Genomic DNA, 26,311 nt, shown 5'->3' with positions numbered 1-26,311 from the left:
AAGAACCCGCCGCTGGCGGGTTCTTGCATAACAGGGGAATTGTCGCGGCTAGCCGCGTTGTACCAGACCAATGCGACCCGGCTCGCACCATTCGAACATCACCAGCTGCTGTTTGCCGCAGCAACTGCCACCACACAGCTGGCTCTCCTGCTTGATGATGCGTCCCTTGCGCATCCAGACCCCGAGCATGGCCTCGATGGCATCTTCCGAGGTGTGGAAGTGACGGGCCAGATCCTGACGGCTGGCCCTGTGCTCCCGGGCCAGATAATCTCCCAATTCATGCAGTATCACAGTGCCACCACCCGGCGACTCACTATGTCACCGCGCCTGCGCCCCAGCCACCAGAGCAGCGCCAGGGAGCCGAGATAAAAGCCAATCCAGGCCAGGCTCTGCTGGGGATGACGGGCGAAGTTGGCCCCCTGATAGAAGAGCGTGGCGCCCATGAAGGCCATGTAGTTGCACCAGAGGGCGGTGTAGATAGCCCAGGGGCGACCGGTTTCGCGCACCAGCGCGCCCATGGCAGCGGCGCATGGCATGTAGAGCAGGATGAACAGCAGGTAGGCAAAGGCACCCGCCGCCCCGTCGAAGTGGGCCTGCATGTTGCCGTAGGTGGAGAGGCTCACCTCTTGCTCCGCCGCCGCGACGCTGGCATCCCCGACATCGCCGATGTCTATGCCGAGGGGATCGGCCGGGTTGATGGCCGCCAGATTGGCGGGGATGCTGGCCAGCGCATCTTGCACACTCTGCCACAGATCGTACTCGGCACCGGCGGCCTGTTCGCCTCCCCCATAGAGGCTGTTGAGGGTGCCGACCACGGCCTCTTTGGCGAAGATACCGGTGACGATGCCGACCGTGGCCTGCCAGTTATCCTCGCGGATCCCGATGGGGTGCAGCAGCGGCGTCACGCCTTGGCTCACCTTGCTCAGCACCGAGCTCTCCTGATCCTGATGGCCGAAGCTGCCATCCGTGCCCAGCGAATTGAGAACGCTCAGCACCGCCACCACCAGCACTATGGTTTTACCGGCGCCCAGCACGAAGGATTTAAGCTTCTGCCAGGTTTTGATCCCCACGTTGATGGGGCGGGGCAGCTCGTAATCAGGCATCTCCATCAACATGGAGTCACTCTTGCCGGGCAAGAGGGTGCTGCGCAGCAAGAGGCCGGTGAGCACGGCAACCAGAATGCCGACAAGATAGAGACCGAACACCAGGTTCTGGCCAGATTCTGGGAAGAAGGCCACCGCGAACAAGGCATAGACCGGCAAGCGGGCCCCGCACGACATGAAGGGGGCCATGGCCGACGTCATCAGCCGTTCGCGCTCGGAGTTGAGGGTGCGGGTCGCCATCACCGCAGGCACGGTACAACCAAAGCCCATCAGCATGGGGACGAACGCCTTGCCGGGCAGGCCGAGACGGCGCATCAGGGCATCGACCACGAAGGCGGCCCGGGCCAGATAGCCCGAACTCTCCAGCACGGCGAGAAACAGATAGAGACAGCCGATGACGGGGATGAAGGTCGCCACCGTCTGCAGACCGGCGCCAAAGCCGTCCGCCACTATGGCACCTAGCCACTCGGGGGCATCGAGTAGCCCCAGCAGATGATGAACCCCATCGACGAACAGGGCGCCGCCCAGGATGTCGAAGAAGTCGATGAAGGCGCTGCCCACCTTGATGGCGAACATGAACATCAGATACATCACCAGCAGGAAGAAAGGGATGCCTATCCAGCGATTGAGCAGCACCCGATCCAGCCATTCGCTCTGGGCGGCGTTGAGCTTGCCCCGCTGCTGGCAGGCCTGCTGACACCATAGGTGGATGTGGCCGTAACGCACGTCCGCCAGCTGCAAGTCGATATCCTGCTGGCGCTGGGCACGGCTCACCAGGTTGGCAGCCGCCGTTTGCTGACCGGGCAGCAGGGTCTCTGCCATCACGGGATCTTCTTCGAGCAGGCGCAGGGCCCGGCCACGGCTCGCCAGAGGATGGGGGGCAAGCAGGCTCTCCAGTTCGGCGATGTCCGCCTCCAGGCCCTGGCCGTAATCGAGATGCAGCGCCGTCTGGGGCACGCCGATGAAATCATCGAGGCGGGCCTTGAGGGCCCGCACCTGACCCGGGTTGTGGGCCGAAAGCGACACCACGGGGCAGCCGAGCCGGGCACTGAGCAGCGTCTCGTCAACAGTGATACGCCGTTTTTCCAGCAGATCCATCTTGTTGAGCACCACCAGCATGGGCAGGCCCAGCTCACGCAGTTGCAAGGTCAGATAGAGGGAGCGCTCCAGGCTGGCGGCATCGATGACGTTGAGCAGCAAGTCCGGGCGCTGGCCCTGCACGAAACGACTGGCAATCTGCTCATCCAGGCTGGCATCTTGCGCCGCCAGGCTATAGATGCCGGGCAAGTCGGTCAGCCGATAATCCTGCTCCCCTGCGCTAAAGCTACCCATCTTCTTGTCGACCGTGACCCCGCTCCAGTTGCCCACCTGCTGACGGGCGCCGGTGAGGGCATTGAACAGCGAGGTCTTGCCGCTGTTGGGATTGCCCACTGTGACTAGGTTGACGCTCATAGGGACTCCACCTCAATCTGATTGGCCAGACTCTTTTGCACCGAGAGGCAGATGCCCTGGCACTGAACCTGAAGCGGATCTCCCAGGGGAGCAAAACGCAGCAGGGTCACCTCCGATTGAGGCAGGAGCCCCATCACCATCAGCTTGCGGCGCAGGCTGCGATCGAGTGCATTCAAATCTTTGATGCGAGCGCTCTGCCCCGGTGATAACTGCGTGAGAACCATGGCCAACCCCTAGGTAGAAACTGTGATGAGTCTAAACAAGAACAATTCTCTTTTCTGTGGCCATTATAAGCTGTGACCTGCGCAATAATTTGCGTAAAATCAAACTTCGCTTAGCTAGTTGCAGAGTTCACCATGCATCAGGACAACAACAGCCGTCTGGTTTTCAGCACGGACGGCGGCGTCATCGCCCCCAGCACCCAGGCCAGCCCGGCCTCCCCCTTCCCCGCCGATGGCGTGGTGCGTATTCGCCGCGAGACCAAGGGGCGCAAGGGCGCCGGCGTCATCACCATTCATGGGGTCCCGGAGGGACAGCAAAAAACCATTGCCACTTTGCTCAAGAAAAAGTGCGGTACCGGCGGCGGCTTGAAGGAGGGGATCATCGAGATCCAGGGCGACAAGCGCGATCTCATCCGCAGCGAGCTGGAAAAGGCGGGCTTCACCGTCAAGCAGGTCGGCGGCTAAGGCCGAGACTCACAGGTTTCCCGATAGCAGAGCGCCGGATGTGCGCTTTGCCAGCCAGTCGCCCTCCTCAGGCACCCACCTTGGCCAACCTCTTGTAATTAGCGGGCATCTTTCCTAGAATGCCCGCTCCCATCGAGGGGGAGTAGTCGCTGACGGGCTAAAAAGCCCGCAGACTCTGATCAACATACTTGGTGCAAACTCACCATGGTCAGCGTGATCCGCAACGAGCAATGCCGGATTTGACAAGACCTTTGACGGGCCAGTGCCAATACCGGGGACGGATGGCGCAGGCTTGTCTTTGGTTTATAACAATTCCGTCCCCCGGTATCTTTATGGAAGCCCTGTTAACCTCCACCCTGAGCGTGGCCGTCGCCGAAATAGGCGATAAGACCCAACTGCTCGCACTCCTGCTGATCTGTCGCTTTCGCAAGCCCTGGCCCATCATTGCCGGCATGTTTGCCGCGACCCTGCTCAACCATGCGGGTGCCGCCTGGATTGGTGAGATGATCAGTCGCTGGCTCGACCCCAAACTGATGACCTATCTGGTTGCGGGAGCCTTTATCGCCATGGCGGTCTGGATCCTGGTACCGGACAAGATGGATGATGAAGATAGCAAGCTCGACAAATACGGCCCCTTCCTCGCCACCTTTGTGCTCTTCTTTATCGCCGAGATTGGCGACAAGACCCAGATAGCCACAGTGTTGCTGGCGGCCAAATATGACTCGCTCGTGCAAGTCATCACCGGCACCACCCTCGGCATGATGCTGGCCAACGTGCCCGTGGTGTTGCTCGGCAAGCTCGGCGCCGACAAGCTGCCACTCAAAAGCATCCGGATTGGCTGCGCCATCCTGTTTATCATTCTGGGGATCAGCACTCTCATTGTCACCGCCTGATAGCCGAAGGCCACCCCGAGTCGCCCTTGCATGAATGGAGTCAGGCCCCGTCACTTGTGATGGGGCCTGCGTTTTTCACGGGGCCAGCCTGCCCTTGCCATACAGGCAGAGCCAGCACTCCAACCTCGCTCCACCCCTATCCCTGCTTGCCCCTCCCTGACGGGTGCTGGCGCCCCTCGCCGGGTTCAGAAATCGCTCTCCCCGGCCCCGCAACCCGGCATTGTGTTGGCGCCCCTGCCCTATGCCATAATGGGGCACTTTATTCGGAGCCATGCCATGCACCGCCACTCCCGCCGTCCCCTGCTCGACTGGGTCAAGCGAGGCCACCTCGCACCAGCACAGCTGCCCGAGGCCCTCCGTCTGGCCGACTTGCCCCCCGCCCCCCACGCTGGCAGGGATTGTTCGACCGCCTCTTGCTGCTGCTCGGTTGCCTCTGCCTTGGCGCCGGTCTCATCTTCTTTGTCGCCTTCAACTGGCAGGCATTGGGGCGACTGCCGCGCCTGGGCCTGGTCGAGCTGCCCCTGCTCGCCATGATGCTGGTGCTGTGGCGCGTCCGGCTCAGTGACGGTGCCCGTCAGGGGCTGCTCTGCTTGTGCGCCCTCAATCTCGGCGCCCTGCTCGCCCTGGTTGGCCAAACCTATCAGACCGGGGCCGATCCCTGGCAGCTGTTTGCGCTCTGGGCCATGCTGCTGCTGCCCTGGGCCCTGCTCGGCAAGAGTCCTCTGCTCTGGGCCTTCAGCTGGCTGCTGGCCCAGCTCGCCCTGGTGCTCTACTGGCGACTCGGTCTGTTCGCCTTGTTCTTCTCCTTCGATGAGGAGGGGCTGGCCTGGTGCCTCACCCTGCTCAACGCTCTGCTCTGGGGGCTGCTCTGGGGCTTGCCTGCCCGCTACAAGGTGATGCCCGCTTATCTGCCCGCGCTGATGGCCGGGCTTGGGGTCACCCTGCTCGCCCTGCTCGCCCTGTTCGACGCCGCCTCTGCCTGGATTTGGCCGGTCTGGCTACTCTGGCTCGGCGCCGCCTATGGCTGCTGGCACCACAGCTTCATCACCGGGCTCGCCATGGGATGCCTCAGCGTCATCGTCGTCTTGCTGGCGGCACTCGGCAAATGGATGGAGCCGGATGTGAATGGCTTCTTGCTGCTTAGCCTCATCGCCATTGGCCTGTCGGTGGCCGCGAGCCGCTGGCTGCAACAACAAAGAGGTCACCATGCTGCCAATCAGTAACCAGGGGGCCTCGGCCCGTGCCGTTTTCCTAGCTTGCCGGAGCCACCATGCCCTCACAGCCTGAACTCTGGCAGATCCTGCGCTCGGCCAAGCTGGTCGAGGGGGATGAACCCCGGGATAACGAGCCCCACTGGGCCAATCGCTTCATGCTGGGGGTGGTTGGCTGGCTCGCCGCCCTCTTCTTGCTGTTTTTCCTCTTTTTGAGCGTTGGCGATGTGATAGACAGCCCGGATCATGCCCTGGCCCTTGGCGCGACTCTGCTTGCCATGGCCCTGTTGCTCAACCGCAGTGCCCGCAGCGGCGATCTCTGGGATCAGTTTGTGCTGGCCCTGACCCTGGCGGCGGATGCCTGGCTGCTCTATGGCCTGATCGATCGGATGGACGTGCACGCTGTTGGCGCCTGGGCCGGGCTCTCGGGGTTGGCATTCGCCATCGCCTTCTGCTTTGAACATTGGCTGATCCGGCTGTTTCACACCTTGGTCGCCGCCCTGCTGCTGACCCTGGCGCTCGCCTGCCTCGGTTTGCAGATCCTGGCCTTGCCGCTGGTGATGGGGCTGCTCTGCGCCTGCTGGCTCTGGGCACAGCGCCGCCCTCATCAGCATGAACGGTTCGAGGCCATGGCCTTTGGCCTGGCCCTCTCCTTGATCCTGCTTGGGCGCTTGCATCAGCCGCTGTTTGACGAGACCAACGTGCTCGAGGAGCTGGGGCAGTCGCGCCTGCCCCATTGGCTCAACCCGCTGCTGTGCGCGGCCCTGCTGCTCGCCCTGCTCCACCACCTGAAGCTGCCTCGCCGCCAGGGCCTCTTTGCCCTGCCCCTGGTGCTGCTGGCGGCCCTGATCCCCGGCATGGGGGCGGGCGCCCTGGTACTCCTGCTCGGCTTCTATGCCGGGAGTCTGGGCATGATGACCCTGGCCGCCCTGCTGCTGCTCGGTTTCGGCTCTCTCTATTACTACGATCTGGCGCTGCCGCTGATGACCAAATCCTGGCTGCTGCTCGGCTCTGGCACCGCCCTCTTGCTGGTGCGCACCCTGTTGCTGCGTCTTGGGAGACACTCATGAGAACCCTCGCCATCTTGCTCTGTGGCCTCGCCATCTTGCTGGGCGTCAACGCCCAGGTCTGGCGTTTCGAGCATGCCATCGACAGCGGCGAACCCGTGTTGCTGCGTCTGGCCCCTGTGGATCCCCGCTCCCTGATGCAGGGCGACTATATGCGGCTCAACTACGAGATAGCCCGCCAATGGGCCCAGGCTCACCCACTGCAACCGGCGGGCAGCAGCCAGCTGGTGATCCGGCTAGACAACCAAGGCGTGGCCCACTGGCAGCCGCACGGGGAGGTTGGGAAACTGGCGCCGGACGAACGGCTGCTCAACCTCGTTCATCGGGAGGGCAGCGTCAAAGTCGGGCCAAACGCCTACTTCTTCGAGGAGGGACAAGGGGAGGCGCTGACCGGGGCGGCCTATGGCGAGTTTCGCCTGCAGCCCGATGGCAGCAGCCTGTTGCTAGGTTTGCGCGATGCGCAGTTACGCCCGCTGGGAGCGACCCGCGGCCGCTGGTGAGCCCCATGGCGAGGGGCCATGGCTGGCGAAATCCTGCTAGTTGGCGACACTCAAGGTTGACCCGGGCGTACAGGAGAAGGCCGCATGAGAGCATGGACCCCCACATTCAGTCTGCCGTTGATCGTTGCCATGCTCGCCGTACCGGCCTGGGCCGCCACGCCGCTGGCGGGCCTGCATTACTTGAGCGAAGAGTACCGCCCCTACAACTACCTAGATGAGACGGGCCAGCCTGCGGGCCTCGCGGTCGAACTGCTGCAACGGGTCTGGCAACAGACCGCAACGCCGCCCCAGCCTATCGCCATCATGCCCTGGGCCCGGGGTTACTACCTGCTGACCCAGAAACCCAATGTGGTGCTCTTCTCCACCGCCCGTACCGAGGCGCGGGATCCGCTGTTCAAATGGGCCTGCCCCATCGGCTACGCCGAGATCGTCTTGCTGGGTCTGACCCGGCGCGCGATCACCATCAACAAGCTCGAAGATGCCCAGCAGTACAACATAGGGGCGGTGCGGGCCGATGTGGGGGAGCAGCTGCTGCTCAACAACGGCTTTGACGAACAGAAGGTGATGAGTGCCAACCGCCTGGGTCAGGCCATCAAAATGCTCGACTCGGGCCGGGTCGATCTGGTGTCGACCAACAAGACCACCGTCATGAGTCTGCTGAGCAGCCCGGACGCGGATCCAGCCCGCTATCAGGTGCGCTGGGTGCTGAGCTCGGAGCAGTTCTGCTACGCCTTTAGCCAGGGGGTCGATGATGCGGTGGTCAAGACCTTCCAAAATGGCCTGACCCAAGTGTTGGCCAGCAGCGAATTTCAGCAGATCCAGCGCAAGTACTTCCCCACCCCCTGATCCCTTCTTCAGCACGGCCTCGCCAGAGGTCGCGGCTCACAGCCTCCCATGTCGCCGACCAGGATTGCCCCTGACGTGCCCCCCGAGCCCCCTCGCCTTGCACCGCAAGACATGTCGTCATCTTTCGCCTTCAACCAGCCCCTGCCCGCCCCCTCATCCATGGTCGCATTGGCACCCGTCACTGGGCCGTTCAGCCAACGATTTCCCCCTCAGGCCACCCCGGCTTGCGAGATAGAAAGGGACCTGGATGGCCCGAAGTTTGAAGCAGCGCAAGAAAACCAGTTATTTCCGGCCGGGATCGCCGCAATGCCGTGACTCCTGCCTCGCGGGATCCATAAAATGGCCATGGGTGCCTGTTGGCCCTCTTTTTATCCAGGGTCAGCGCACTGTGGCAGCGACAAGCCAGGGGCGGTAGCGTGTTTGGCGGATGCGGCCCCCACGCCGCAGGGCGCCGATCAGCCAAACGCATGGCACCAAGCGCCCCGCGCAATACCCAGCGCCCTTGTATCGCATAGAGTGCCAAGTCGGCGGCAAACCAGGGGGCCAATCAGCGAAGCGCATGGCACCTCCATTGCGCCAATGCATTCATCTCACCAGATCAGGATCAACATGCATTACCTAATCAAACCCTTGATGGGCATCGCCCTCTGTACCCTGCTGACGGCCTGCGGCGACGACAAGCCCACGGGTAAGGCGTGTCTGGGGGAGAACAGTGATTCACTGGTGGAGAACATGCAGGCGCAGTGCAAGGCTGGGGATGCCATTGCGACCAAGCACCCGGCCTACTTTTGCGATTTCAATTACGCCATTGCCTATAACGACTACAACTCGGCATTCTGCATCTATGCCGGGGCCTTGAAGGGGGAGAGAACAAAGCTGAAATAAGCTGTGTCGCGGGCCCTCATCGCGGGACCAGTGGGGAAAGGGCGTACTTGTCCGCCCAAGGCATCCGCTGCCGGGTTGGCGAAACGAGCCTCCGAGCCTCCCAGCGGGGTTATTTGACCCGCATCAGGCGATGGCTGACATCCCCGAGCTCAAGCTGGATCACCTGGGAGCGCTGCATCTCATTGACCCGTTGCAGCAGCTCGGCGCTGTAGCCCTTGCGGTGCATCCACTGCATCGGCTCCTCGAAGCTGTCTTCATTGACGATGAAGGTGTCTGTGTAGGCATCCTTGATGATGCTCACCACCCAGATGCGCTGCTGGAACTCACAGAGCTCGGCCACCCTGGCCGCGAGCCAGCGCCCTGCCTGCATAATTTTGTTGTTACTGCTTACTGACTGGTTTGCCATGGTTGATTGGGCTCGCTCTGGATGGAGTTGAGCATCCTAGCATCCGGGGGATAAGGCTCCAAGCAACGGGAGAGTTCCCCCTCCCCTTCGGCGTTGGGGGAAATACGCACGTAGGGTGCCAATAAGCGGAGCGCATTGCACCACGGTAACAATTCCCTCTCCCCTTGCGGGAGCAAGGTAGGGTGCCAATAAGCGCAGCGCAGCGCATTGCACCGGCAACTTATTGGCATGGCTTCGCCATGCAGGACACGAGGGCCCTGCCCTCGACGGGGTTTCGCCGCCGCTGCGCGGCTTGGCGAGTGACTTTGGAAAGACCCGCTCTCTTTGGCAAATAACACCAAAGGTCTTATCCCCCACTTGTTCGCCCTCCTACGTCGGGTTCCCTCGGTTCACCTGTTTGTCCTACGGCACGCGCCGATGGGCTTTGACCTCCACCATCCCTGGCGTCGGTCAAAGTCCGCTGCGGACATCCTTGTCCTTGCGCCAAACCGGGCCGAGCGTTGCTCGGCCAATTCCGGTTTGGCCCCTGGCCCAGCGGCGCTCGCTCGGCGTCCTGCCTCGCGGCCTGGACAAACGGGCTCACCTCGGCGAACAACAGGGGGCAACCCCGTACCTTCAGCCCCGAGGCAAGTTAAAAGTACCCTGTGCTATTCGGGGCAACGATCTGGAGAGTTGTTATCTCTGAACCGGCCCTTGCCAGCCCTATGGCGAGACCAAATTGTCACCCCTATGCAACAAGCGCCATCGACATGGTTTCATAGAAAAAATCATTATGAGTACAACGGCAAGCGGTACATATCCCTATCGGGGAGCGGTTTTATAATGAAGGACCGATAGTGAATGCTTTGTAGTGATAGCCACCTTATTTCTCGAACGTCTGATTACGCTTCACTAATCTAATCTATAGCCCGTTTATTGAAAAACTGAAAAGGATAACGAATAAATGGCAGTTCCAGATAAATACAGACATCGTAATGCATATCACTTTACATCGATAGAGAATCTTGAATCCATTATTGATAACGGACTTTATTCAACAAATCAGAAGAATGCTCGGAACATAAACCATGTAAACGTTGCAGAGGAAGGTATACAGAGGCGTCGGGCACAGATGCAAGTGCCCGGTGCGGGGGGTCGTGTCGTACATGATTATGTGCCATTTTATTTTGCTAAGAAAACACCAATGCAGTTGGCTGTTTTTCATAAAAAAAATGTGGATCAGCAGTTCATTATCTACTTTTCAGTTCCTATATTTCTGCTTGAAGCAAGACTAGGCGCATATTTTACCAACGCATCAGCGAACACAGTGATTCCGCCGACCTTTCATTCTGGAAATAATAATGCAGAGCAGCTTGATACATTGGATTGGCAAACTATCGACTGCAATGGATGGAGTTATATTGACGAGAATCAGAAACATCGAAAGATGGCAGAACTTTTGCTACCAGACCATGTGCATCTGAATGAAGTCAATCAGATTATAACATGGAACAAATATATATCAGAACAGGTAAGACTGATTTTTAGAAATAAAGGCGTTGCCGCACCAAATGTTGTAGAGGGTGGTGGAGAACATTATTATTGTCAGCCAGGAAACTGGAGTTGCTCTTTGGTGACAGGTCCTATTGTCCTCAAGAGTTTATTCGAACAGGTCGTTACTGATGTAGATTCTCATCCAAGACAAGGGATACCTAAATTCCAGAGTTTAGGGCATGCCTTGCATGCTGTTCGAACCAACTTCGGAGCAATAAAGGAACTAGAGGATATTAATGGTTTGATTGCAAACTACGGTCCTCATCGTGGAGATGTTGGCGCTCATAGTAGGCGTGTTGCCGATCTTATTAAGAACTCTCATGAGTACCACCAGTTAGATGCTACTCATCGTGAGATCTTGGAGCTGGCCGCCTACCTACATGATATAGGCAAAGGGCCAAAAACTCGCTGGCCCAATAACATTATGAATAAAGCTGATGAGGAACATCCTAGAAAGTCCCTGCCCATGTTGAAACGAATTTTGACGGAGGATTTACCCGTCTTGCCTACCGATCTAGTTCGGAAGATTGTGATGCTGGTTACCTATGATGACTTATTGGGTGAAATCGTGGCTAAAGGGAGGAACAAAAGCCAATTATTCGATATAGTAACCTCTCCAGAAGACATCCATATGTTGGTGGCTCTGAGCAAGGCTGACATTGGTTCTTTTAATAATATTTGGTTGATGCAAGTCTCTGGTGAAATTGATAACCTGAGGAATGAAGCGCTCCAAAATTTGCAAGGTAACGGTTCATGATTGAATTTGTATCAGGAGATTTTTTCGAATTTGATGCCGACATTATGGTCAACACCGTTAACTGTGTAGGCGTAATGGGCGCGGGGGTCGCGCTTGCATTTAAGAAGCGATTCCCCGAAATGTTCAATGACTACGTAGTACAATGCAGCTCAGGAATTATTCGACCAGGTTCGCCTTCAGTCTGGATTCAAAAAGACATGATCTCGAAGGAAATAGAGATAATAAACTTCCCTACAAAGGATCACTGGAAGAAACCATCTGAATATCATTACATTGATGATGGGTTGAAATGGCTTTCCACTTACCTAGAAAATAAAAGTGGAAAAGTGGTTACACTCCCAGCATTAGGCTGTGGTCATGGAGGATTAGATTGGAATAGAGTACGAGACATGATTAGTGACAGGTTGGAAAATTCACCTGCACACATATACGTATTTGAGCCTTATGATTCAATTAAGGCTGGTCTTGTCGAAACAACATTATCTGATTACGAGAGACTTCTTAATCCAGTGGAAGCCGGCGTTATAAAAAATTCGACCGATGAATATCCGAAAAACTTGCAACACTATACAAAAAAAGATTTATATTACTATCCCAAAAATAAAAGAAAATTTACGTACGACTTTTCCATTATCTGTAGTACTAAGCCAAAGGAAAGTGAAATTAACACTGTACGTAACTTCATTGAATTTTGTGTTCAGGAAAAACACAGTGTTTTGTTAGGTGGAACTGCTTTTGAGAAAAAATTAGCTTTTGAATTTTCTGCTAAAGGCTTAGTCTGTGGATGTTTCCTGCCATCTGGATTCTATGAATCTGTAAAAAAAATATCGTCAGTAAAGCAACAGAAAAAACCAAACTTGCTTTCAATTGGCAATCCTGTAGTAGGTTTTGATAAAAAGGAATTCCTGCCTTCTGTTTTTGCGAGAATGCATATTTCTAATAAAATTATATTTTTCTCCAGTAAGATTAATTGGTTACAAAAGCATAAGAGAAAAATTACTTGGTCATCACTAGATACATATTATTATGTATCCGAAAACAGCTCTCCCGAAGATGAAGCTGCTGCATTAGAAATTGGAGCAAAGCGATTTAACTTTTATCTTCAGCTACGTAACTATTTTGAATGAACTCAATCATGACATGTAAAGTTTTTTATAAAATCCATCACGAACCACAAATAAAAACTGCAGCCCTGATCTGCGGTTTTTATTTCTATTTCCCTGACACATTTTAACTCAAGCCAAAACCCTATTTCCCCACCCCCTTGCTCTACCTTCCCCTTTCAGCGAAAAAGGCAGTCAACATGCAAGCTAAAGCCACGGGCGGGAACGGTATTGGTTCCCCCTGCAAACCGCCGAGTCGAGTTCAACGGGTCAGGAGCGCCATCAGGGATGATGGCGCAGCCGCAGTCGGCATAGGGGCCAAATCGGATCAGGGCGAGCACTGCTCGACCCCGATTTGGCGCGAGAACAGGGAAGTTCGAAGCGGGCTTTGACCGAAGCCAGGGATGGCGTAGACCAAAGTGCCGTCTGCGGCGCTCCGTCCGCTCCATTGGACGAGACGGGGAATGACGTTAGCTCCCCTCACCCTGGCCCTCTCCCCCAAGGGGCGAGGGGATCTGACCGAAGGATGCCGTGGCTTCACGGCAGGGCACAATCAAAAACCGCAGCCTTGAGCTGCGGTTTTTATTTCTATTCCCCAAACACGCTTTGACCCAAGCCAAAGCCCTATTTCGCCAACCCCTTGCACTGAGCTGCCCCTGCGGCGGGATAGGCGGCGAGCGTATCAACGAGGGCGGCGCGCAGGCTGCCGGATTGGCAGAAATCGCAGCTGCCGCCAGCATCGATGTCGGTGATGCGGGCGCCTTGGGGCCCCTCCTTCACCTGATAGGTGCTGACAAAACGGTAGGTGCCGCTGGTGGCGTCGAGCGGGGTGCCCGGCTCGCCAAAGGTGAAGCGCACCTTGACCTTGCTCTCCCCCTGATGGCCCGGGATCGGGCTGGACGAGAGGATCTGCGAGCCCAGCAGATGATCCCAGGCGTTGGGCAGGAAGGGGTTGCCCTCAACAAAGGGGGGCTTCTCGTCCGGGGTTTCGCGAGTGGCTATCTCCCGCGCTTTGGAGGCGGCATTGAGCAGGCAGAGCAGCTCGGGGGAGACGATGTTGGGCAACGCACCGCCCAGGTCTGCCTGATAGAGGCCGCTCGGTTTGACGCTGCGCTCCCAGACCAGAAACTCGGCCACCTTGGCGCGGGCACTGGCCGTCGGTTCCAGCACTCCGCTGGTGGCGGTGCCGGCATGGGCCGGAACAGACAAGGCAAACGCCAGCAAGGGCCAGCCAGGTATCTTCATGGTGCCATCTTCCTTATGTTCGATTGCATGGACGGAGCGCCCTGAAAAAAAAAACGCGCAGCCCAAGGGCTGCGCTCTGCGTCAGGTCATCAACCGGCGAGCCTCAGGCGCGGCGCCAGCTGGTCTTGCCGGCGCTGTCTTCCAGCACGATTCCCATCTCGGTGAGACGATTTCGCGCGGCATCTGCGGCAGCCCAGTTCTTGTCGGCGCGGGCCTGGTTACGCTGGGCGATCAGTTGCTCAATCTCGGCAACCTCTTCGTCCGCTTCACCACCCTTCAAGAAGGCATCCGGGTCTTGTTGCAAAATGCCGAGCACGGCGCCCAGTTCGCGCAGACGGGCACCCAGGCCTGCGGCCACGCTCATGTCTTCGGCCTTCTGGCGGTTGATCTCGCGCACCAGATCGAACAGGGCAGAGTAGGCTTCCGGGGTGTTGAAGTCGTCGTCCATGGCATCAACAAAGCGGGCCACCTGCTCGTCGCCACCGGCGGCGGCGGCGACCGGCAGGTCGCGCAGGGCGGTGTACATGCGCTCCAGGGCGGCGCGGGCCTGTTTGAGGTTATCTTCCGAGTAGTTGAGCTGGCTGCGGTAGTGGCCGGACATCAGGAAGTAACGCACGCTCTCGGCGTCATAGTGGGCCAGCACATCGCGGATGGTGAAGAAGTTGCCGAGGGATTTGGACATCTTCTCTTTGTCCACCATCACCATGCCGCTGTGCATCCAGGTGTTGACGTACTCGCCCTCGTGGGCGCAGCAGGACTGGGCGATCTCGTTCTCGTGGTGGGGGAACTGCAAGTCAGAGCCGCCGCCGTGGATGTCGAAGTGGTTGCCAAGGTGCTTGGAGTTCATGGCGGAGCACTCGATGTGCCAGCCGGGACGACCCGGGCCCCAGGGGCTCTCCCAGGTCGGCTCGCCGGGCTTGGACATCTTCCACAGCACGAAGTCCAGGGGGTTGCGTTTGGCATCGACCACGTCGACCCGGGCACCGGCTTGCAGCTGATCGAGATCCTGACCCGAGAGACGACCGTAGTCGGCGTAGGAGTTGACGATGAACATGACGTCGCCGTTGTCGGCCACGTAGGCGTGATCCCGGGCGATCAATGCTTCGACCATGTCGATGATTTCGGGGATGTGCTGGGTGGCGCGGGGCTCTACGTCCGGGCGCACCATGCCGAGGGCATCAAAATCCTGGTGCATGTCACCGATCAGGCGATCGGTCAGGTCGTCACAAGTCACCTGGGTCTCGGCGGCGCGCTTGATGATCTTGTCATCCACGTCGGTGACGTTGCGCACATAGTTGAGCTGGTAGCCGCTGTAGCGCAGGTAACGGGCCACCACGTCGAAGGCGACGAAGGTGCGACCATGGCCGATGTGACAGTGATCATAGATAGTGACACCACACACATACATGCCCACCTTGCCGGTGTGGATGGGTTTGAATTCTTCTTTTTGACGAGTGAGTGTGTTGTATATCTTCAGCATCGATGAACCACTGCCTGTGAGTGAAATGGTCTGCCATTCTAACCGCATCCCCGTCAGAAAACGAGCCGAGGCCCGGCGCGCGCCTGGCCTTTTTGCCCCGTTCAGCCTGCTTTTTCGCCAATTGACGGCCATGTCGGCGAAGAACCGGCCAAAAGGAGCATATGGCCTGGGCGCGCCCCCAAGATTGACGCAGGCTTGTGCAATGAGAGCGCCCTTGCGGCTTTGCCCGGGGGCTGCGATAGGCTAGAATTGCGGCCACTATTTTTGCCCCTAGATGAAAGCTTGCCTGTGACTGCCTCCGGGCCCGGTCACATGCCCAATGTTTCACCCGACAGAATAAAGGACATATCATGGTTACTCTGCACACCAACCACGGCGACATCACCCTCACCCTGAACGCCGAAAAAGCCCCCCAAACCGTGGCCAACTTCCTGCAATACTGCCGTGATGGTCACTACGACAACACCATCTTCCATCGCGTCATCGACGGCTTCATGATCCAGGGCGGTGGCTACGCCGCCGGTTTTGACGAGAAAGAGACTCGCGCCCCCATCAAGAACGAAGCGGCCAACGGTCTGTCCAACAAGGTCGGCACCATCGCCATGGCCCGCACCTCCGAGCCGCACTCCGCCAGCGCCCAGTTCTTCATCAACGTCAGCAACAACGACTTCCTCGATTTCAAATCCGCCACCACCCAGGGCTTTGGCTACTGCGTATTTGGTGAAGTGACCGCCGGCATGGACGTGGTCAACAAGATCAAGGGCGTCAAGACCGGCAACTCCGGCCGTATGCATCAAGACGTGCCGGTAGAAGATGTGGTCATCACCAAGGTCACCCTTGCTGACTGATTGCTGCCTTTTGCGCGATGACATCACTGCGGCTTTGGCCGCAGTTTTTCCATCTGCGCGCGGCCAATCTGGCGCTGACTGGCGCCGCATCGATTATCTGGCGCTCGGCAATGACCGCCAGCGATCGGCCCATGCCCTGCTGGCCGAACGTGGCCTCTGGCCAGCCTTGCAGACCATCTGCCAAGACGTGGCCCTGGTCAGCACCCTGACCATCGGTCTGGACAGGCCCGGCAGCGACCTCGATGTGATTTGCCAGCATCCGGATCCGGCCAGCCTTGCCACCCGCCTCGCCGCACAGGGTTGGCATGGCCGCGACATCTGGCTGCTGGAGCAGCACCTCATCGGCCCAGACGGCCAATCCTGGCCCATCGAGCTCTATGTCACGCCCCGGCCCATTGAATCTTTGCACGGTTGGCGTCATCTCAGCCTGATGGCGGCGCTGCTTGAGCACTTGGGCATCGACTTCTACCGCGCCGTGCTGGCGCTGCGATTGGCGCAGGGGCTCAAGGGGGAAGCGGCCATCTGTCAGCTGCTGGCGCTGCCGGGCGATCCCTATCAAGGGTTGCTGGCGCTGGAAGGGAGTGACCTTGGCTTGTTACACTGGCCCTCGCCTTGATACCCGGGAGCTGACACTCCTTTTTCAATCCTTTACCCGGCGTTTCGCCATGACCTTCACCAATAGGGCCCCATGAGCACCCTCTTTATCAGCGATCTTCATCTTTGCAGCGCCCGCCCCGACATGACGGCGGCCCTGATCCAGTTTCTGCAACAGGAGGCACCGGGGGCCGATGCCCTCTATGTACTCGGCGATCTGTTCGAGTTCTGGATTGGCGACGACGATCCCTGCCCGCTCCACAACCAGGTGGCCGATGCCTTCCTGGCCCTGAGCAAACGCGGTGTGCCGCTCTATTTCATCCACGGCAATCGCGATTTCTTGCTCGGCAAGGGCTTTGCCAAACGGGCTGGCATGATGCTGCTGCCCGATCCCTGCATCATCGATCTCTACGGCACCCGTACCCTGCTCAGCCACGGCGATCTGCTCTGCACCGAGGACCTCGATTATCAGAAGTTTCGCCGCATCACCCAGCTATCGTGGCTACGTTGGCTCTTTCTGCGCCTGCCCCTGGCGCGCAGACGCAAGATAGCGGGCAAGCTGCGGGGCCAGAGCCAGCAGCAAAACAGCCATAAGCCCCAGACCATCATGGATGTCACCGAGCAAGCCGTCGCGGACATGATGAAGGCCCACGACTGCCAGTTGCTGATCCACGGTCACACCCACAGGCCCGCCATTCACGATTTTCGCCTCGGCAAACGCAGCGCCCGCCGCATCGTGCTGGGAGACTGGTTCGAGCAGGGATCTATCCTGGTGTGCAAGCCCAGTGGCCAGCATCTCGAACAGCGCTCCCTGCCACATCAAACCCCATGATCTAAGCTGTTAACGGCCCATGAGTCCGACGATTGCTGGCTCATGCCCCGCTGGGGAGCTGTGATCAGGTGACATTTGGGCCTATAGTCTCACTTCCAAACATTGATGAGGATTTTGTCATGGGATTCTTCTCCTGGATTGTGCTGGGTCTGATCGTGGGCATACTGGCCAAGTGGATCATGCCGGGCAAAGATGGCGGCGGTTTTATCATGACGGTGGTACTGGGGGTGGTCGGTGCCATGGTCGGGGGCTACGTCAGCACCCTGCTCGGCATGGGCACTGTGACTGGCTTCAACCTCCCCAGCCTGGTCATCGCCGTGGTCGGCGCGCTGCTGGTGCTCTTTGTCTACAAGAAGATGGCCAACTGAGCCGACAGGCTATGGCAGGTAAAAAGGGCGCCCCGGGGCGCCCTTTTTATTGGCAGGTCACTGTGCTCAACGGCGGCAGGTGGCGAAGATGTCCAGCACGGGATCGTAGACTCTGGTGCTGATGCCGAGCAGCCCCAGCACCGAGTGGAACAGGTTGTCCTGGGAGTAGCGTTTGCTGGCCGCGGCTTGCTTGAGGCACCCCATGTCGATCCCCTTGTGAGCCAGGAATCCCGGCGAGAGCCAGCTCAACATCGGTACCTTGGTCTGATCGTCCGGTGCGAACTTGTAGGGGGTACCGTGCAGATAGAGGCCCATGGCGCCGAGCGACTCGCCATGATCGGACAGATAGATCAGGCCCACGTTGTAATCCTGCTCATAGTGCTTGAGCTTGGCAATCAACTTGGCAACCACATAGTCGGTATAGCGAATGGTATTGTCATAGGTGTTGAGCAGCTCTTCATTGCTGCAGTTCTCTATGTCGCTACGGGGGCAATCTGGGGTAAAGAAACGCTGTGCGTCGGGATAACGCAGATAATAGGTGGGGCCATGGCTGCCGATGAGATGAAATCCTATCAGTTTGTCCTCCTTCATCTGTGCTATCTCCTGATCGAGATTTTTGAGCAGCACTTCGTCGAAACAGGTCTCACCACGGCAGAAGTCCGGATTTAGCTTGGGATCTGCCACCATGTTCGGCACCCGATCGCAAACCCCTTTGCAGCCGCCGTCATTCTCCTTCCAAAACACGGAGACCCCGGCGTGCTGAACCACATCAAGCAGCCCTTCGCTATTGCTCGCCTTGCTGCCGTCAAAGGTCTTGCGGGTCATGTTCGAGAACATGCAGGGCACTGACACGGCGGTTGCCGTGCCGCAAGAACTCACATGGCGAAAAGAGACCAGCCCGGGTTCTTGCTCGGTGAAGGGGTTGGTCGGCCTGTCGTAGCCATTGAGCGCAAAATTGCTGCTGCGCGCCGTCTCCCCGATTACCAGAAACAGGAGGGTCGGCTTGTCACCCCGGGCGACCTGGCGGGCATCCTCACCTAGGGTGGCAAAGGGTACTCGCTTGGTGAGATAGGTATTTTTCACATATTTGAAGGTGCCATAGACGAAGTTGGCCGGCACTATCTCGCGATTCAAGGTGGGGTTGTTGCGTCCCACAGAGGCGTAATCCTGGTAGTAAAGTGCCGCCACCCCGGCGACCAGCACCAGGGAGATGGTCATCGACAACAGTCGCTGCCCCAGACCACGCCACCCGCTGGCCGGATAGATGATCTCAGTGCGCAGTAGCAGCAGTGAAGGCACCACACCGGTCAGCAGCAACCAGAACAGCAGCGTCGGGTTGAGGTAGGCGCTCGCCTCCCCGGGGTTGGTTTCGAAAATGTTCTGGATCATTCCGTAGTCAAACAGCACCCGGTACCGGATCATCGCATAACTGGCGAGGGAACCGAGCAGAAACATCAACACAAAGAAGGGCTTGAGCAGATACTTGAACGAGAAGGGCATGAACACGACATTCAGGGCTGCCACCAATACCAGCGGAATGGAGATGGCAAAGCCCAGCTTGAAGTGCTCCAGAGTGGATAAAATGGTATAGAAGTGGATCAAAATCGACCAATTCAAGATAAAGGCGAACGCGAAAGCCAATATCAATACCAGCTTAACAACACCAAATTTCAATTGCATTTATTGTCCCGATTGCCTGAAAAAACAAGTTAGTTATTGTTATTTATTGGAATTATCTATATTGGCCTTGCTAGGCGCATCCGGTTTGACATCCTGACACAAGGTCTCTTCCGGCACCCGCTTGCACCCCGTCACCATGGCACGGATAAGATCCCCCTTGGTCAATAGATCGGTGAAGACCACGGCCAGCACATGGATCAGAATGGCAAACTGCAAACCGTTGGCGAACAGACCATGGATCTCCTCCAGCAGATCATCGCCAAAGATAGACTCGTAGCGGGTCATGAGCCCGGTCACCACTGTCCCTATCAGCCCGACCAGCATGATGAGGATCATCAAGGAGCCCCCTGGGTTATGACCCAGATAATATGGATGCTCCCCTCGCTTCAAGGCGGCCAGATAACTCTTTACCCGCGTTGGGGTCGGCCACCACTGCCCAAATCTGGCATAGTGCCCCCCGACAAATCCCCAGATGATCCTGATCAGCAGCAGACCCGCCAGGGTGTAGCCAATGTATCTGTGATAGCGACCGCCCTCCTTGACCACAAAGAAGTTGAGCATGCAGAGCAGTACCGTGGCCCAATGGAAGAGCCGCACGACCCCGTCCCACACAAACACAAGTTGATTAGGTTTCATCACAGCATCCATACCTTGTCAGCGGATCCCTCCACCAACGGGAAGAGGGTACATTTGAAGCCAGCTAATTAATAATTATATTTTTACAATATGGGAGATAGCACCTCGTTGAGGGTGGCTTGGCGTCCTGATGACTCGGCAACCATGATGCCGGATGAGACTTAAGGAAAACTTAAGGCCCGCTCGCATCTTCGTCACCCTCGCCAATCAAGGGCTGCCCTCCCTGAGATCAGTAGCGATAACTCAGACCTATGCCGGTCGCCCCATCGGGCAACATGGTCGGAAACACGGCAAGCTCGGTCTGCTGGGGCGTGGTGATCAGATAGCTTAACCCCGAGGCGATGGCCGCCCCGGCTATCACGTCACGCCAGTAGTGCTGCTTGGCATCGACCCGTGACCAGCCCACGGCACTGGCGGCAATGATGGCCGGTACGCCGTACTGCCAACCGTAACGAAGTTGCAAATAGCTGGCGCCGCTGAACGCCAGCGCCGTATGGCCCGAAGGAAAGCTCTTGGCGCCGCCATTGGGGCGCGTGGCATCAACGGTATTTTTCAGGATCAGCACTGTCCCTTCGGTCGCGGCCGCCGAGTAACCGAGCTGACGCATCCCTTCATAGTCATCCTTGGACCAGGAGATGCCGAGCGCGGCCAGGGGAATGGCAAACTGGGCTATGTCGCCATAGGTTTCAAATGCACTGCTGGCCCAGGCGCCTTGGCACAGGGCTGCGCCAAGGCACAGCATCATCACTGTTCTTTTCATCCTTGATATTCCTTGTTGGCTTGGCGGTTCCGTCATTGAACCGGCCATTTTCATCTATGTTGTGTTCTTGGTCGCCATGCCCTGCGGATGGGATCGATATCGCTGGCCAATAGCGGGCTGCAGCCGGGTAGAGACTCGTCTGGTCGTTATTGAGAGGCTTTCAGGCCAGGCTCGCACCTGATCAAGGGATGAGGAGTGGAGGTCCTTGGGGGATGGGCGGCATCTTGCGGATATCGGAGGCGCCATGAGAGTGGCTGGCGATCGCGTTCAAAGGCGTCCATCGACAACCAGGCCGTGCTCCTGAGGCAGCCTTGATCCAGGAGACAGGCAGCATCCGAACAGAAACAGCTGTCTGGATCTGATCAGCCCGGCAGCCTGCGGCAAGAGGGCTATCACAAGCGGTATGATGAAAATCTGGCGTCATCGTCGGCAGCCCGTGTTTCTTGTTGATGCTGCTCACTATGCTCAAGCATTCTTAAGGGAGGCTTAAGACCCAAATAAATACATTCAGGCCTCAGCCATCCCACTGCCTGTCCAGCATGTCAGTTGGCCATAGGTCGCCTCCTGCCGGGTATGTTCCATCCCTATTGAGCCGATGAGGGGATGAACATCGTCCGGCTACGTTGCCGATTAAAAATCAAAACATTTAAAATCAAATGCTTGCTAAATGAATGGTGCAAAACCAGATAGTCGGCAAGGGATCTGACCGCCGTGGTGAGCCTGGCATCTGATCATCACGTTAATGCCCAGCCCAGCCAGAGCTGACCCCTGTCATACAACCCGAGGCTGTCGCTTCCACTGGCTATATCCACACGTTTATTACGGCTTGATCTATTTCTAGTTGAGGCGTCTAATAACTCCCTATGCAAACAAATGACTCACTTCCGCGCCGCCCCCGTGGCCGCCCTGCCCTCCACGGGCAATCCTATGCAGACACCCGTGACCTGCTGATCCGCCGTGGCATGGAGTTGCTGACCGAGCGGGGCATCAGTGCCACCTCCATAGATGAGGTGCTCAGATCCACCCAGATCCCCAAAGGCTCCTTCTATCACTACTTTGCCAACAAGAGTGAGTTCACCCTGGCGGTGATGGATGCTTATCACCGCTACTTCTGCGCCAAGCTGACCCGCTATCTGGGGGATGGCAGCCAACCCCCCCTGACCAGGCTCGCAACCTTCGTCGATAGCGCCTGCCGGGGTATGGAGAGGTTTGATTTCAAACGCGGTTGTCTCATCGGCAACCTGGGTCAAGAGGTCGTCCAGCTCGAACCTGCACTGCGTCTGCGCCTCGAGCAGATCCTCTGCGCCTGGGAGGCGCTGCTCGCGCAATCGCTCAAGGACGCCATGACCACGGGAGATCTGGCCGCAGAGACCGACTGCGCGGCCCTTGCTCATGTGTTCTGGATCGGTTGGGAGGGGGCTGTGCTGCGGGCAAGATTGGTGAGGAGCACCGAGCCCATGATCTCTTTCCTGCAATTTTTCATGAAGATAGCGACCTGATTTTTACCGTTTATTAATAACCAACGAGTCCAATTAAGGGAGTACACAGATGTTCAAGGGTATCCTGATTGAGAAAGATGAGGCGGGCTATCGCGCCACCTACCAGGCCATCGCCCAGGAGACGTTGCCCGAGGGGGATGTCACTGTGGCCGTTGAGTGGTCATCGCTCAATTACAAAGACTGCCTGGCACTGACGGGGGCATCCCCGGTGGTACGCAAGTTCCCCATGATCCCGGGGATCGACTTCGCGGGCACAGTACTGGAGAGCAGCCACCCCGATTGGCAGGCTGGCGACAAGGTGGTACTCAATGGCTGGGGAGTCGGTGAAACCCATTGCGGTGGGCTGGCCGAACAAGCCAGGGTCAAGGGAGAGTGGCTGGTTGCCCTGCCCCCTCGCTTCAGTGCCCGGGAGGCCATGGCCATTGGCACGGCCGGTTATACCGCCATGCTCTGCGTACTGGCGCTGGAAAAGCACGGCGTGACTCCGGGAGATGGCAGCATTCTGGTCACTGGCGCCAATGGCGGCGTTGGCAGTGTGGCCATTGCCCTGCTGGCCAAGCTGGGCTACCGAGTCGTCGCCTCCACCGGGCGTCTCGCCGAAGCGGATTACCTCAAGTCACTGGGCGCGGCAGAAGTGATCGACCGCAGCGAGCTGTCCGAACCGGGTCGCCCCCTTGGCAAGGAGCGCTGGGCTGGCGTCGTGGACACCGTGGGCAGCCACACCCTGGCCAATGCCTGCGCGACGACCCGCTACGGCGGCGTCGTGACGGCATGCGGACTGGCTGGCGGCATGGACTTCCCCTCTACCGTGATGCCTTTCATTCTGCGTGGCGTGACGCTTTGTGGCATAGACAGCGTCATGGCCCCTCTCTCCCTGCGCCATCAAGCATGGGACAGATTGGCCGAGGATCTCGACATCGAGCGCCTCAACCTCCTCACCCAGGAAATCCCCCTCTCCCAGGCCGTCGCGCAAGGTGACGCCTTCCTGGCGGGTCAGGTACGCGGCCGGATAGTGGTCAACATCCAAGGCTGATCCCAACCCCAGGCGGGCAACGTCCCCGCCTGGGTGTTCAACCACTTCGCCATCCTCTCTTCTCGACCTGACGCCACAAGGAGGCGTTCACTTGTCTGATCCCCCTACTCGGCTCGGCTCGGCTCGGCTCGGCTCGGCTCGGCTCGGCTCGGCAGTGGCCAACACAATATGGACCGATGTCCATCCCCCTAAGCAGAAAAACCTGAGGCCCTCCTTGAATGGCCTTAGTTCATTGCATTCGTTGATGGCGCCCCAACTTGGACTTGGACTTGGACTTGGACTTGGACTTGGAAAAGCATACCTTTCAACGGCGAATGTGAAACTACCAAGATAAATGTCGGCTCTGTGCCCTAGGCAGTCCACGACCTCAGCGACCAGGGTCACCGCCAGTAACGCCAAGTGGAGCTGGACGAACTGCCAGAATCAATCTGTGTGGATAAGAAGTGAACACTGAGGAAAAAACAAAAAGGCCGCTATCGCCAGCCTTCTTCGTCAGTCTTTGATCTTAATGGCAACAAACATCTATCGAAATGGATGCCTATCTTGCTCACAGGGCGTGGTGTTACCTATGGCTTGAAATATGAGTAGCTCACTGTTCAGCGATAAACTGCGTCCCATCGATACTCGCCCAGACTACGGCGGCGCCTTATTTTGGTGGCATCAGGTTGATGCTATCAACCTGAACCTGAGAACACCTAGGGTATGTGGTGGCCCACATCCGTGCGGGAGCCTAGCCCCGGCCTCCGCGGCCAGAAACTATCCGCATCTCCAATATCAGGCAGATTGGCATTGAGAATGGTTCAAATACCTATTTTCTCATCAGTGTGCCGCGAGCCCCCGAGTTTACTGGTCTCGTCATTGGGCCACATAATGTAATAGCCGAGGGTTTCAGCTCTGACCTGTCCAACAGGCTCGCCATAACTCTGGATTACGCCTCCTTTGAAAACCGGCAATAGATTCCACCATGGCCGGGTGATCCATGATGTGATCTCAGCCGCTACCAGCCACGCGAAGGGCAGGCATACTGTTCACCCCCTAGGCAACCCAGCACCGTTTTTACCGACGTATCCGCTTGCGATATCATTCTGTTCGATTCGCCGGCAGCGGAGTCGTCTCCAAAATTGATCTCAGCAACTCAGGCGTGACCGCAGTTGCAATTGCCACGAAGGGGATGCTCCACAGGCATCACTGACAGATTCTAACCTGCAGGTAGCCGTGTCAGGGTCGGTGCCCCCCGCCAACCACAGACTAGACAAACATACGAAACTGATTGGTTGTACTCTCTGGCCCGCCACCGTTGACCTGTCCGCCATCGTAGCAACAAGCGACTGTGTTTTCATTACGGGGGAGCAGGCCCAACCCTTCCAGCAAACTGGACGCTTTGACAATGTCTCTTCGACAAGCGAACCACATACTTTAAGTAAGGTGTATATGCCCGATATCTCACCGGTTTACCACGCACTGATGGCTGTTGCAGGACAGACCATTATCGGCACCCGCTATAGCCTGTGGGGGGTGGGAGGAGCCCTGGGCTGCCTCTGGTTCATCGCTCGTGAGCATACGCAAGCCGAGTATCGCTGGATCACCATGTTAGGTCATGGCAAGCGCGCCAATATGCCATGGTGGGGAGGTTTTGACCTGCGGGTTTGGGATATGGCGAGCTTGCTAGACTGGCTTGTGCCTATGGTCGCTTGCATCGCTGTCTATTTGATAATCAAGTACAAATACTGAGTTCTGAATTACTGCTGATATGGGTAATAGGGGGCCTAGTTGTGAATTTAGTGTTGGAACACTGTGGGCCTAGACCCATTGCCGGAGAGCTGCAGCACCTGGACGTGCCGCACACCTGGATGGGGCTGGGCAACGCCCGCAACAGCCAGAGACAGCGAGCGGACAACTGACCAGTCAGCTATCCTCCATCATCGAGTAACCCATCAACGCAAGAAGGCCCCACAATATGGGGCCTTCTTTTGGCTGCCTGACATCACCTGCCCATGGCCAGGAAATGCCGCATGGAAGGATTGCATCAGGTAGTGCTGCATCATATCCAATACAGTCCCACAGGCGCCACTTCGCCCGACGGAAAGCCCACGGGCGCGCCTGCGCCACGGAGTCCGCGCTCATCCGCTCCCGCCTGCGCGGTGCCTCGCTAAAACTTTTTGCAAAAGTGGATTATCGCAAAACCATAGGCCCAGACCGCGCCACACCAAGGATCCGCAGGGCGTTGATGATCTGCACAGAAGGATCTTTTTTGAAGGGTTTTTACAGTTTAGAAGGGCTCTGGAGAGCAGAGGCGAAAACGTAACTCATTGAATATATAGGGTGAAACGTACTTTTCGTGGGAGTTTTGACGATCGAACAGGATCTGCGCGATTGCTTTGGATTAACTGGAAAGCTTTTTGTTTCAGCTAGTTAGATGTCATTAGGGTTGAACGGATAACTGAAATCTTGCAAGTCATTAGAGGCCCCACTGCCTGGGGCCTCTTCACTCTACCTCGCTCAATACCACATCAGTGCGTGGCTAATTCTCGATAGAGATCCGGCTTTTCTTGCATAAGCGTCAATACCTTCGCGGCCAGTCCAGTCGGGTTCCGACGTCGGGTCTCCCAACTTTTAACAGTATCAACACTCGTCCCAAGAGCCTGAGCAAACTCTTGCTGAGAGACATTAAGCGCGAGGCGAATAGCCTTGACGTCAGCAACCTCGTAGCGAGTTCTCACGGCAGGCTCAAGACGGCCCTGCTTAATCTCAACAGCCTCCTCAAGGGAAGCCTTCAATTCGTCAAACATGTTCATGTTAAACCTCGCCTTTCAGTAACGTGGTCAAGCGCTTCAAATCGGCTTTCTCTGCCGATGTCAGGCTATCTTTCTCATTTTTGGCATAAGCGAGCACTA

25 protein-coding genes and 1 pseudogene are annotated in these 26,311 nt (G+C 57.6%); 16 read left to right on the top strand and 10 right to left on the bottom strand.

The features are described 5' to 3' along the window. Window positions 1-48: 48 nt before the first annotated feature. From G113_RS05635 to G113_RS05625, 3 genes are read right to left on the bottom strand one after another with little or no spacing between them, the layout of a single operon-like run. Window positions 49-291 carry a FeoC-like transcriptional regulator gene (locus G113_RS05635; protein ID WP_005895222.1) on the bottom strand — a complete coding sequence of 81 codons (243 nt, stop codon included), beginning with the start codon at window positions 289-291 and terminating at the stop codon, window positions 49-51. Continuing rightward, a complete protein-coding gene (gene feoB / locus G113_RS05630; RefSeq protein ID WP_005895219.1) occupies window positions 288-2,555 on the bottom strand; it encodes a Fe(2+) transporter permease subunit FeoB in 2,268 nt (755 codons plus the stop codon). The genes G113_RS05635 and feoB overlap by 4 nt, the downstream gene beginning before the upstream one ends. After that, window positions 2,552-2,779, bottom strand: a complete 228-nt coding sequence (locus tag G113_RS05625; protein WP_005895216.1) for a FeoA family protein — start codon at window positions 2,777-2,779, stop codon at window positions 2,552-2,554. Before G113_RS05625 ends, feoB begins: the two co-directional genes overlap by 4 nt. A gap of 132 nt (window positions 2,780-2,911) precedes the next feature. On the opposite strand from G113_RS05625, the gene G113_RS05620 reads away from it, so the two are divergent. The 7 genes and pseudogenes from G113_RS05620 to G113_RS05585 all read left to right on the top strand — a co-directional run bounded on the left by G113_RS05620 (window position 2,912) and on the right by G113_RS05585 (window position 8,643). Then, window positions 2,912-3,241 carry a translation initiation factor gene (locus G113_RS05620; protein WP_005895212.1) on the top strand — a complete coding sequence of 110 codons (330 nt, stop codon included), beginning with the start codon at window positions 2,912-2,914 and terminating at the stop codon, window positions 3,239-3,241. A gap of 332 nt (window positions 3,242-3,573) precedes the next feature. After that, window positions 3,574-4,134 carry a TMEM165/GDT1 family protein gene (locus G113_RS05615; RefSeq protein ID WP_005895210.1) on the top strand — a complete coding sequence of 187 codons (561 nt, stop codon included), beginning with the start codon at window positions 3,574-3,576 and terminating at the stop codon, window positions 4,132-4,134. A 276-nt stretch (window positions 4,135-4,410) separates the two neighbouring features. Then, window positions 4,411-5,357, top strand: a pseudogene (locus G113_RS05610) (DUF2157 domain-containing protein). Between the two features lie 47 nt (window positions 5,358-5,404). Continuing rightward, entirely contained in the window at window positions 5,405-6,415 is a 1,011-nt protein-coding gene (locus G113_RS05605; RefSeq protein WP_005895199.1) for a DUF4401 domain-containing protein, read from the top strand. Further along, entirely contained in the window at window positions 6,412-6,912 is a 501-nt protein-coding gene (locus tag G113_RS05600) for a GDYXXLXY domain-containing protein (RefSeq protein WP_005895197.1), read from the top strand. Before G113_RS05605 ends, G113_RS05600 begins: the two co-directional genes overlap by 4 nt. Window positions 6,913-6,996: 84 nt before the next feature. Then, window positions 6,997-7,758 carry a substrate-binding periplasmic protein gene (locus G113_RS05595; protein WP_005895195.1) on the top strand — a complete coding sequence of 254 codons (762 nt, stop codon included), beginning with the start codon at window positions 6,997-6,999 and terminating at the stop codon, window positions 7,756-7,758. Window positions 7,759-8,367: 609 nt separating this feature from the next. Continuing rightward, window positions 8,368-8,643: a hypothetical protein gene (locus G113_RS05585; RefSeq protein ID WP_005895192.1), complete on the top strand. Its 276-nt coding sequence runs from the start codon at window positions 8,368-8,370 to the stop codon at window positions 8,641-8,643. 109 nt (window positions 8,644-8,752) lie between these two features. Here G113_RS05585 and G113_RS05580 read toward each other — a convergent pair whose 3' ends face one another. After that, window positions 8,753-9,013 (bottom strand): hypothetical protein, encoded by a 261-nt coding sequence (locus tag G113_RS05580; RefSeq protein WP_005895189.1) that lies wholly within the window; start codon window positions 9,011-9,013, stop codon window positions 8,753-8,755. A 979-nt stretch (window positions 9,014-9,992) separates the two neighbouring features. Between G113_RS05580 and G113_RS05575 the strand changes: the two genes are divergently transcribed. Both G113_RS05575 and G113_RS20420 read left to right on the top strand, forming a co-directional pair. Next, the gene (locus G113_RS05575; protein WP_040318943.1) at window positions 9,993-11,339 is read left to right on the top strand and encodes a DarT ssDNA thymidine ADP-ribosyltransferase family protein; all 1,347 of its coding nucleotides are present in this window, start codon (window positions 9,993-9,995) and stop codon (window positions 11,337-11,339) included. Then, entirely contained in the window at window positions 11,336-12,466 is a 1,131-nt protein-coding gene (locus G113_RS20420) for a macro domain-containing protein (RefSeq protein ID WP_005895182.1), read from the top strand. The genes G113_RS05575 and G113_RS20420 overlap by 4 nt, the downstream gene beginning before the upstream one ends. 600 nt (window positions 12,467-13,066) lie before the next feature. On the opposite strand, the gene G113_RS05565 is transcribed toward G113_RS20420, so the two are convergent. Both G113_RS05565 and cysS read right to left on the bottom strand, forming a co-directional pair. Continuing rightward, on the bottom strand, window positions 13,067-13,687 hold the full coding sequence (locus tag G113_RS05565) for a hypothetical protein (protein ID WP_005895179.1): 621 nt from the start codon (window positions 13,685-13,687) through the stop codon (window positions 13,067-13,069). A 103-nt stretch (window positions 13,688-13,790) separates the two neighbouring features. Continuing rightward, window positions 13,791-15,167 (bottom strand): cysteine--tRNA ligase, encoded by a 1,377-nt coding sequence (gene cysS / locus G113_RS05560; RefSeq protein ID WP_005895176.1) that lies wholly within the window; start codon window positions 15,165-15,167, stop codon window positions 13,791-13,793. Window positions 15,168-15,517: 350 nt separating this feature from the next. On the opposite strand from cysS, the gene G113_RS05555 reads away from it, so the two are divergent. The 4 genes from G113_RS05555 to G113_RS05540 all read left to right on the top strand — a co-directional run bounded on the left by G113_RS05555 (window position 15,518) and on the right by G113_RS05540 (window position 17,809). Then, window positions 15,518-16,015 (top strand): peptidylprolyl isomerase, encoded by a 498-nt coding sequence (locus G113_RS05555; protein WP_005895174.1) that lies wholly within the window; start codon window positions 15,518-15,520, stop codon window positions 16,013-16,015. Then, window positions 16,005-16,631, top strand: a complete 627-nt coding sequence (locus G113_RS05550; protein ID WP_005895171.1) for a DUF4269 domain-containing protein — start codon at window positions 16,005-16,007, stop codon at window positions 16,629-16,631. Before G113_RS05555 ends, G113_RS05550 begins: the two co-directional genes overlap by 11 nt. Window positions 16,632-16,703: 72 nt before the next feature. Further along, window positions 16,704-17,441 (top strand): UDP-2,3-diacylglucosamine diphosphatase, encoded by a 738-nt coding sequence (gene lpxH / locus G113_RS05545; protein ID WP_005895168.1) that lies wholly within the window; start codon window positions 16,704-16,706, stop codon window positions 17,439-17,441. A 119-nt stretch (window positions 17,442-17,560) separates the two neighbouring features. Next, a complete protein-coding gene (locus tag G113_RS05540) occupies window positions 17,561-17,809 on the top strand; it encodes a GlsB/YeaQ/YmgE family stress response membrane protein (protein ID WP_005895165.1) in 249 nt (82 codons plus the stop codon). A gap of 66 nt (window positions 17,810-17,875) precedes the next feature. On the opposite strand, the gene G113_RS05535 is transcribed toward G113_RS05540, so the two are convergent. The 3 genes from G113_RS05535 to G113_RS05525 form a co-directional block, all read right to left on the bottom strand. Beyond that, window positions 17,876-19,489 carry a phosphoethanolamine transferase gene (locus G113_RS05535; RefSeq protein ID WP_005895161.1) on the bottom strand — a complete coding sequence of 538 codons (1,614 nt, stop codon included), beginning with the start codon at window positions 19,487-19,489 and terminating at the stop codon, window positions 17,876-17,878. Window positions 19,490-19,528: 39 nt separating this feature from the next. Next, window positions 19,529-20,125, bottom strand: coding sequence for a cytochrome b/b6 domain-containing protein (locus G113_RS05530; RefSeq protein WP_005895158.1), 597 nt, complete (start codon window positions 20,123-20,125; stop codon window positions 19,529-19,531). 229 nt (window positions 20,126-20,354) lie between these two features. Next, a complete protein-coding gene (locus tag G113_RS05525; protein ID WP_040318942.1) occupies window positions 20,355-20,885 on the bottom strand; it encodes a phosphatase PAP2 family protein in 531 nt (176 codons plus the stop codon). A gap of 863 nt (window positions 20,886-21,748) precedes the next feature. Here G113_RS05525 and acuR point away from each other — a divergent pair. The 3 genes from acuR to G113_RS05510 all read left to right on the top strand — a co-directional run bounded on the left by acuR (window position 21,749) and on the right by G113_RS05510 (window position 25,148). Next, the gene (gene acuR / locus G113_RS05520) at window positions 21,749-22,384 is read left to right on the top strand and encodes an acrylate utilization transcriptional regulator AcuR (RefSeq protein ID WP_005895152.1); all 636 of its coding nucleotides are present in this window, start codon (window positions 21,749-21,751) and stop codon (window positions 22,382-22,384) included. 49 nt (window positions 22,385-22,433) lie between these two features. Next, a complete protein-coding gene (gene acuI / locus G113_RS05515) occupies window positions 22,434-23,417 on the top strand; it encodes an acrylyl-CoA reductase (NADPH) (protein WP_005895150.1) in 984 nt (327 codons plus the stop codon). A gap of 1,431 nt (window positions 23,418-24,848) precedes the next feature. Further along, window positions 24,849-25,148, top strand: a complete 300-nt coding sequence (locus G113_RS05510; RefSeq protein WP_005895148.1) for a hypothetical protein — start codon at window positions 24,849-24,851, stop codon at window positions 25,146-25,148. A gap of 779 nt (window positions 25,149-25,927) precedes the next feature. Here the strand turns inward: G113_RS05510 and nadS are convergent. Next, window positions 25,928-26,212, bottom strand: a complete 285-nt coding sequence (gene nadS / locus G113_RS05505; RefSeq protein ID WP_005895145.1) for a NadS family protein — start codon at window positions 26,210-26,212, stop codon at window positions 25,928-25,930. Between the last annotated feature and the right edge of the window lie 99 nt (window positions 26,213-26,311).

This window comes from Aeromonas molluscorum 848, assembly GCF_000388115.1.
Lineage (GTDB): Bacteria > Pseudomonadota > Gammaproteobacteria > Enterobacterales > Aeromonadaceae > Aeromonas > Aeromonas molluscorum.
Note: the sequence above shows the minus strand (reverse complement) of the source record. Positions and strands in the feature narration are given on the sequence as shown.

Coding starts and splice junctions, on each gene's coding strand:
- feoB (WP_005895219.1), bottom strand. CDS start 2,555: ATGAGCGTCAACCTAGTCACAGTGGGCAATCCCAACAGCGGCAAGACC.
- G113_RS05625 (WP_005895216.1), bottom strand. CDS start 2,779: ATGGTTCTCACGCAGTTATCACCGGGGCAGAGCGCTCGCATCAAAGAT.
- G113_RS05620 (WP_005895212.1), top strand. CDS start 2,912: ATGCATCAGGACAACAACAGCCGTCTGGTTTTCAGCACGGACGGCGGC.
- G113_RS05615 (WP_005895210.1), top strand. CDS start 3,574: ATGGAAGCCCTGTTAACCTCCACCCTGAGCGTGGCCGTCGCCGAAATA.
- G113_RS05605 (WP_005895199.1), top strand. CDS start 5,405: ATGCCCTCACAGCCTGAACTCTGGCAGATCCTGCGCTCGGCCAAGCTG.
- G113_RS05600 (WP_005895197.1), top strand. CDS start 6,412: ATGAGAACCCTCGCCATCTTGCTCTGTGGCCTCGCCATCTTGCTGGGC.
- G113_RS05595 (WP_005895195.1), top strand. CDS start 6,997: ATGAGAGCATGGACCCCCACATTCAGTCTGCCGTTGATCGTTGCCATG.
- G113_RS05585 (WP_005895192.1), top strand. CDS start 8,368: ATGCATTACCTAATCAAACCCTTGATGGGCATCGCCCTCTGTACCCTG.
- G113_RS05580 (WP_005895189.1), bottom strand. CDS start 9,013: ATGCAGGCAGGGCGCTGGCTCGCGGCCAGGGTGGCCGAGCTCTGTGAG.
- G113_RS05575 (WP_040318943.1), top strand. CDS start 9,993: ATGGCAGTTCCAGATAAATACAGACATCGTAATGCATATCACTTTACA.
- G113_RS20420 (WP_005895182.1), top strand. CDS start 11,336: ATGATTGAATTTGTATCAGGAGATTTTTTCGAATTTGATGCCGACATT.
- G113_RS05565 (WP_005895179.1), bottom strand. CDS start 13,687: ATGAAGATACCTGGCTGGCCCTTGCTGGCGTTTGCCTTGTCTGTTCCG.
- cysS (WP_005895176.1), bottom strand. CDS start 15,167: ATGCTGAAGATATACAACACACTCACTCGTCAAAAAGAAGAATTCAAA.
- G113_RS05555 (WP_005895174.1), top strand. CDS start 15,518: ATGGTTACTCTGCACACCAACCACGGCGACATCACCCTCACCCTGAAC.
- lpxH (WP_005895168.1), top strand. CDS start 16,704: ATGAGCACCCTCTTTATCAGCGATCTTCATCTTTGCAGCGCCCGCCCC.
- G113_RS05540 (WP_005895165.1), top strand. CDS start 17,561: ATGGGATTCTTCTCCTGGATTGTGCTGGGTCTGATCGTGGGCATACTG.
- G113_RS05535 (WP_005895161.1), bottom strand. CDS start 19,489: ATGCAATTGAAATTTGGTGTTGTTAAGCTGGTATTGATATTGGCTTTC.
- G113_RS05530 (WP_005895158.1), bottom strand. CDS start 20,125: ATGAAACCTAATCAACTTGTGTTTGTGTGGGACGGGGTCGTGCGGCTC.
- G113_RS05525 (WP_040318942.1), bottom strand. CDS start 20,885: ATGAAAAGAACAGTGATGATGCTGTGCCTTGGCGCAGCCCTGTGCCAA.
- acuR (WP_005895152.1), top strand. CDS start 21,749: ATGCAAACAAATGACTCACTTCCGCGCCGCCCCCGTGGCCGCCCTGCC.
- acuI (WP_005895150.1), top strand. CDS start 22,434: ATGTTCAAGGGTATCCTGATTGAGAAAGATGAGGCGGGCTATCGCGCC.
- G113_RS05510 (WP_005895148.1), top strand. CDS start 24,849: ATGCCCGATATCTCACCGGTTTACCACGCACTGATGGCTGTTGCAGGA.
- nadS (WP_005895145.1), bottom strand. CDS start 26,212: ATGAACATGTTTGACGAATTGAAGGCTTCCCTTGAGGAGGCTGTTGAG.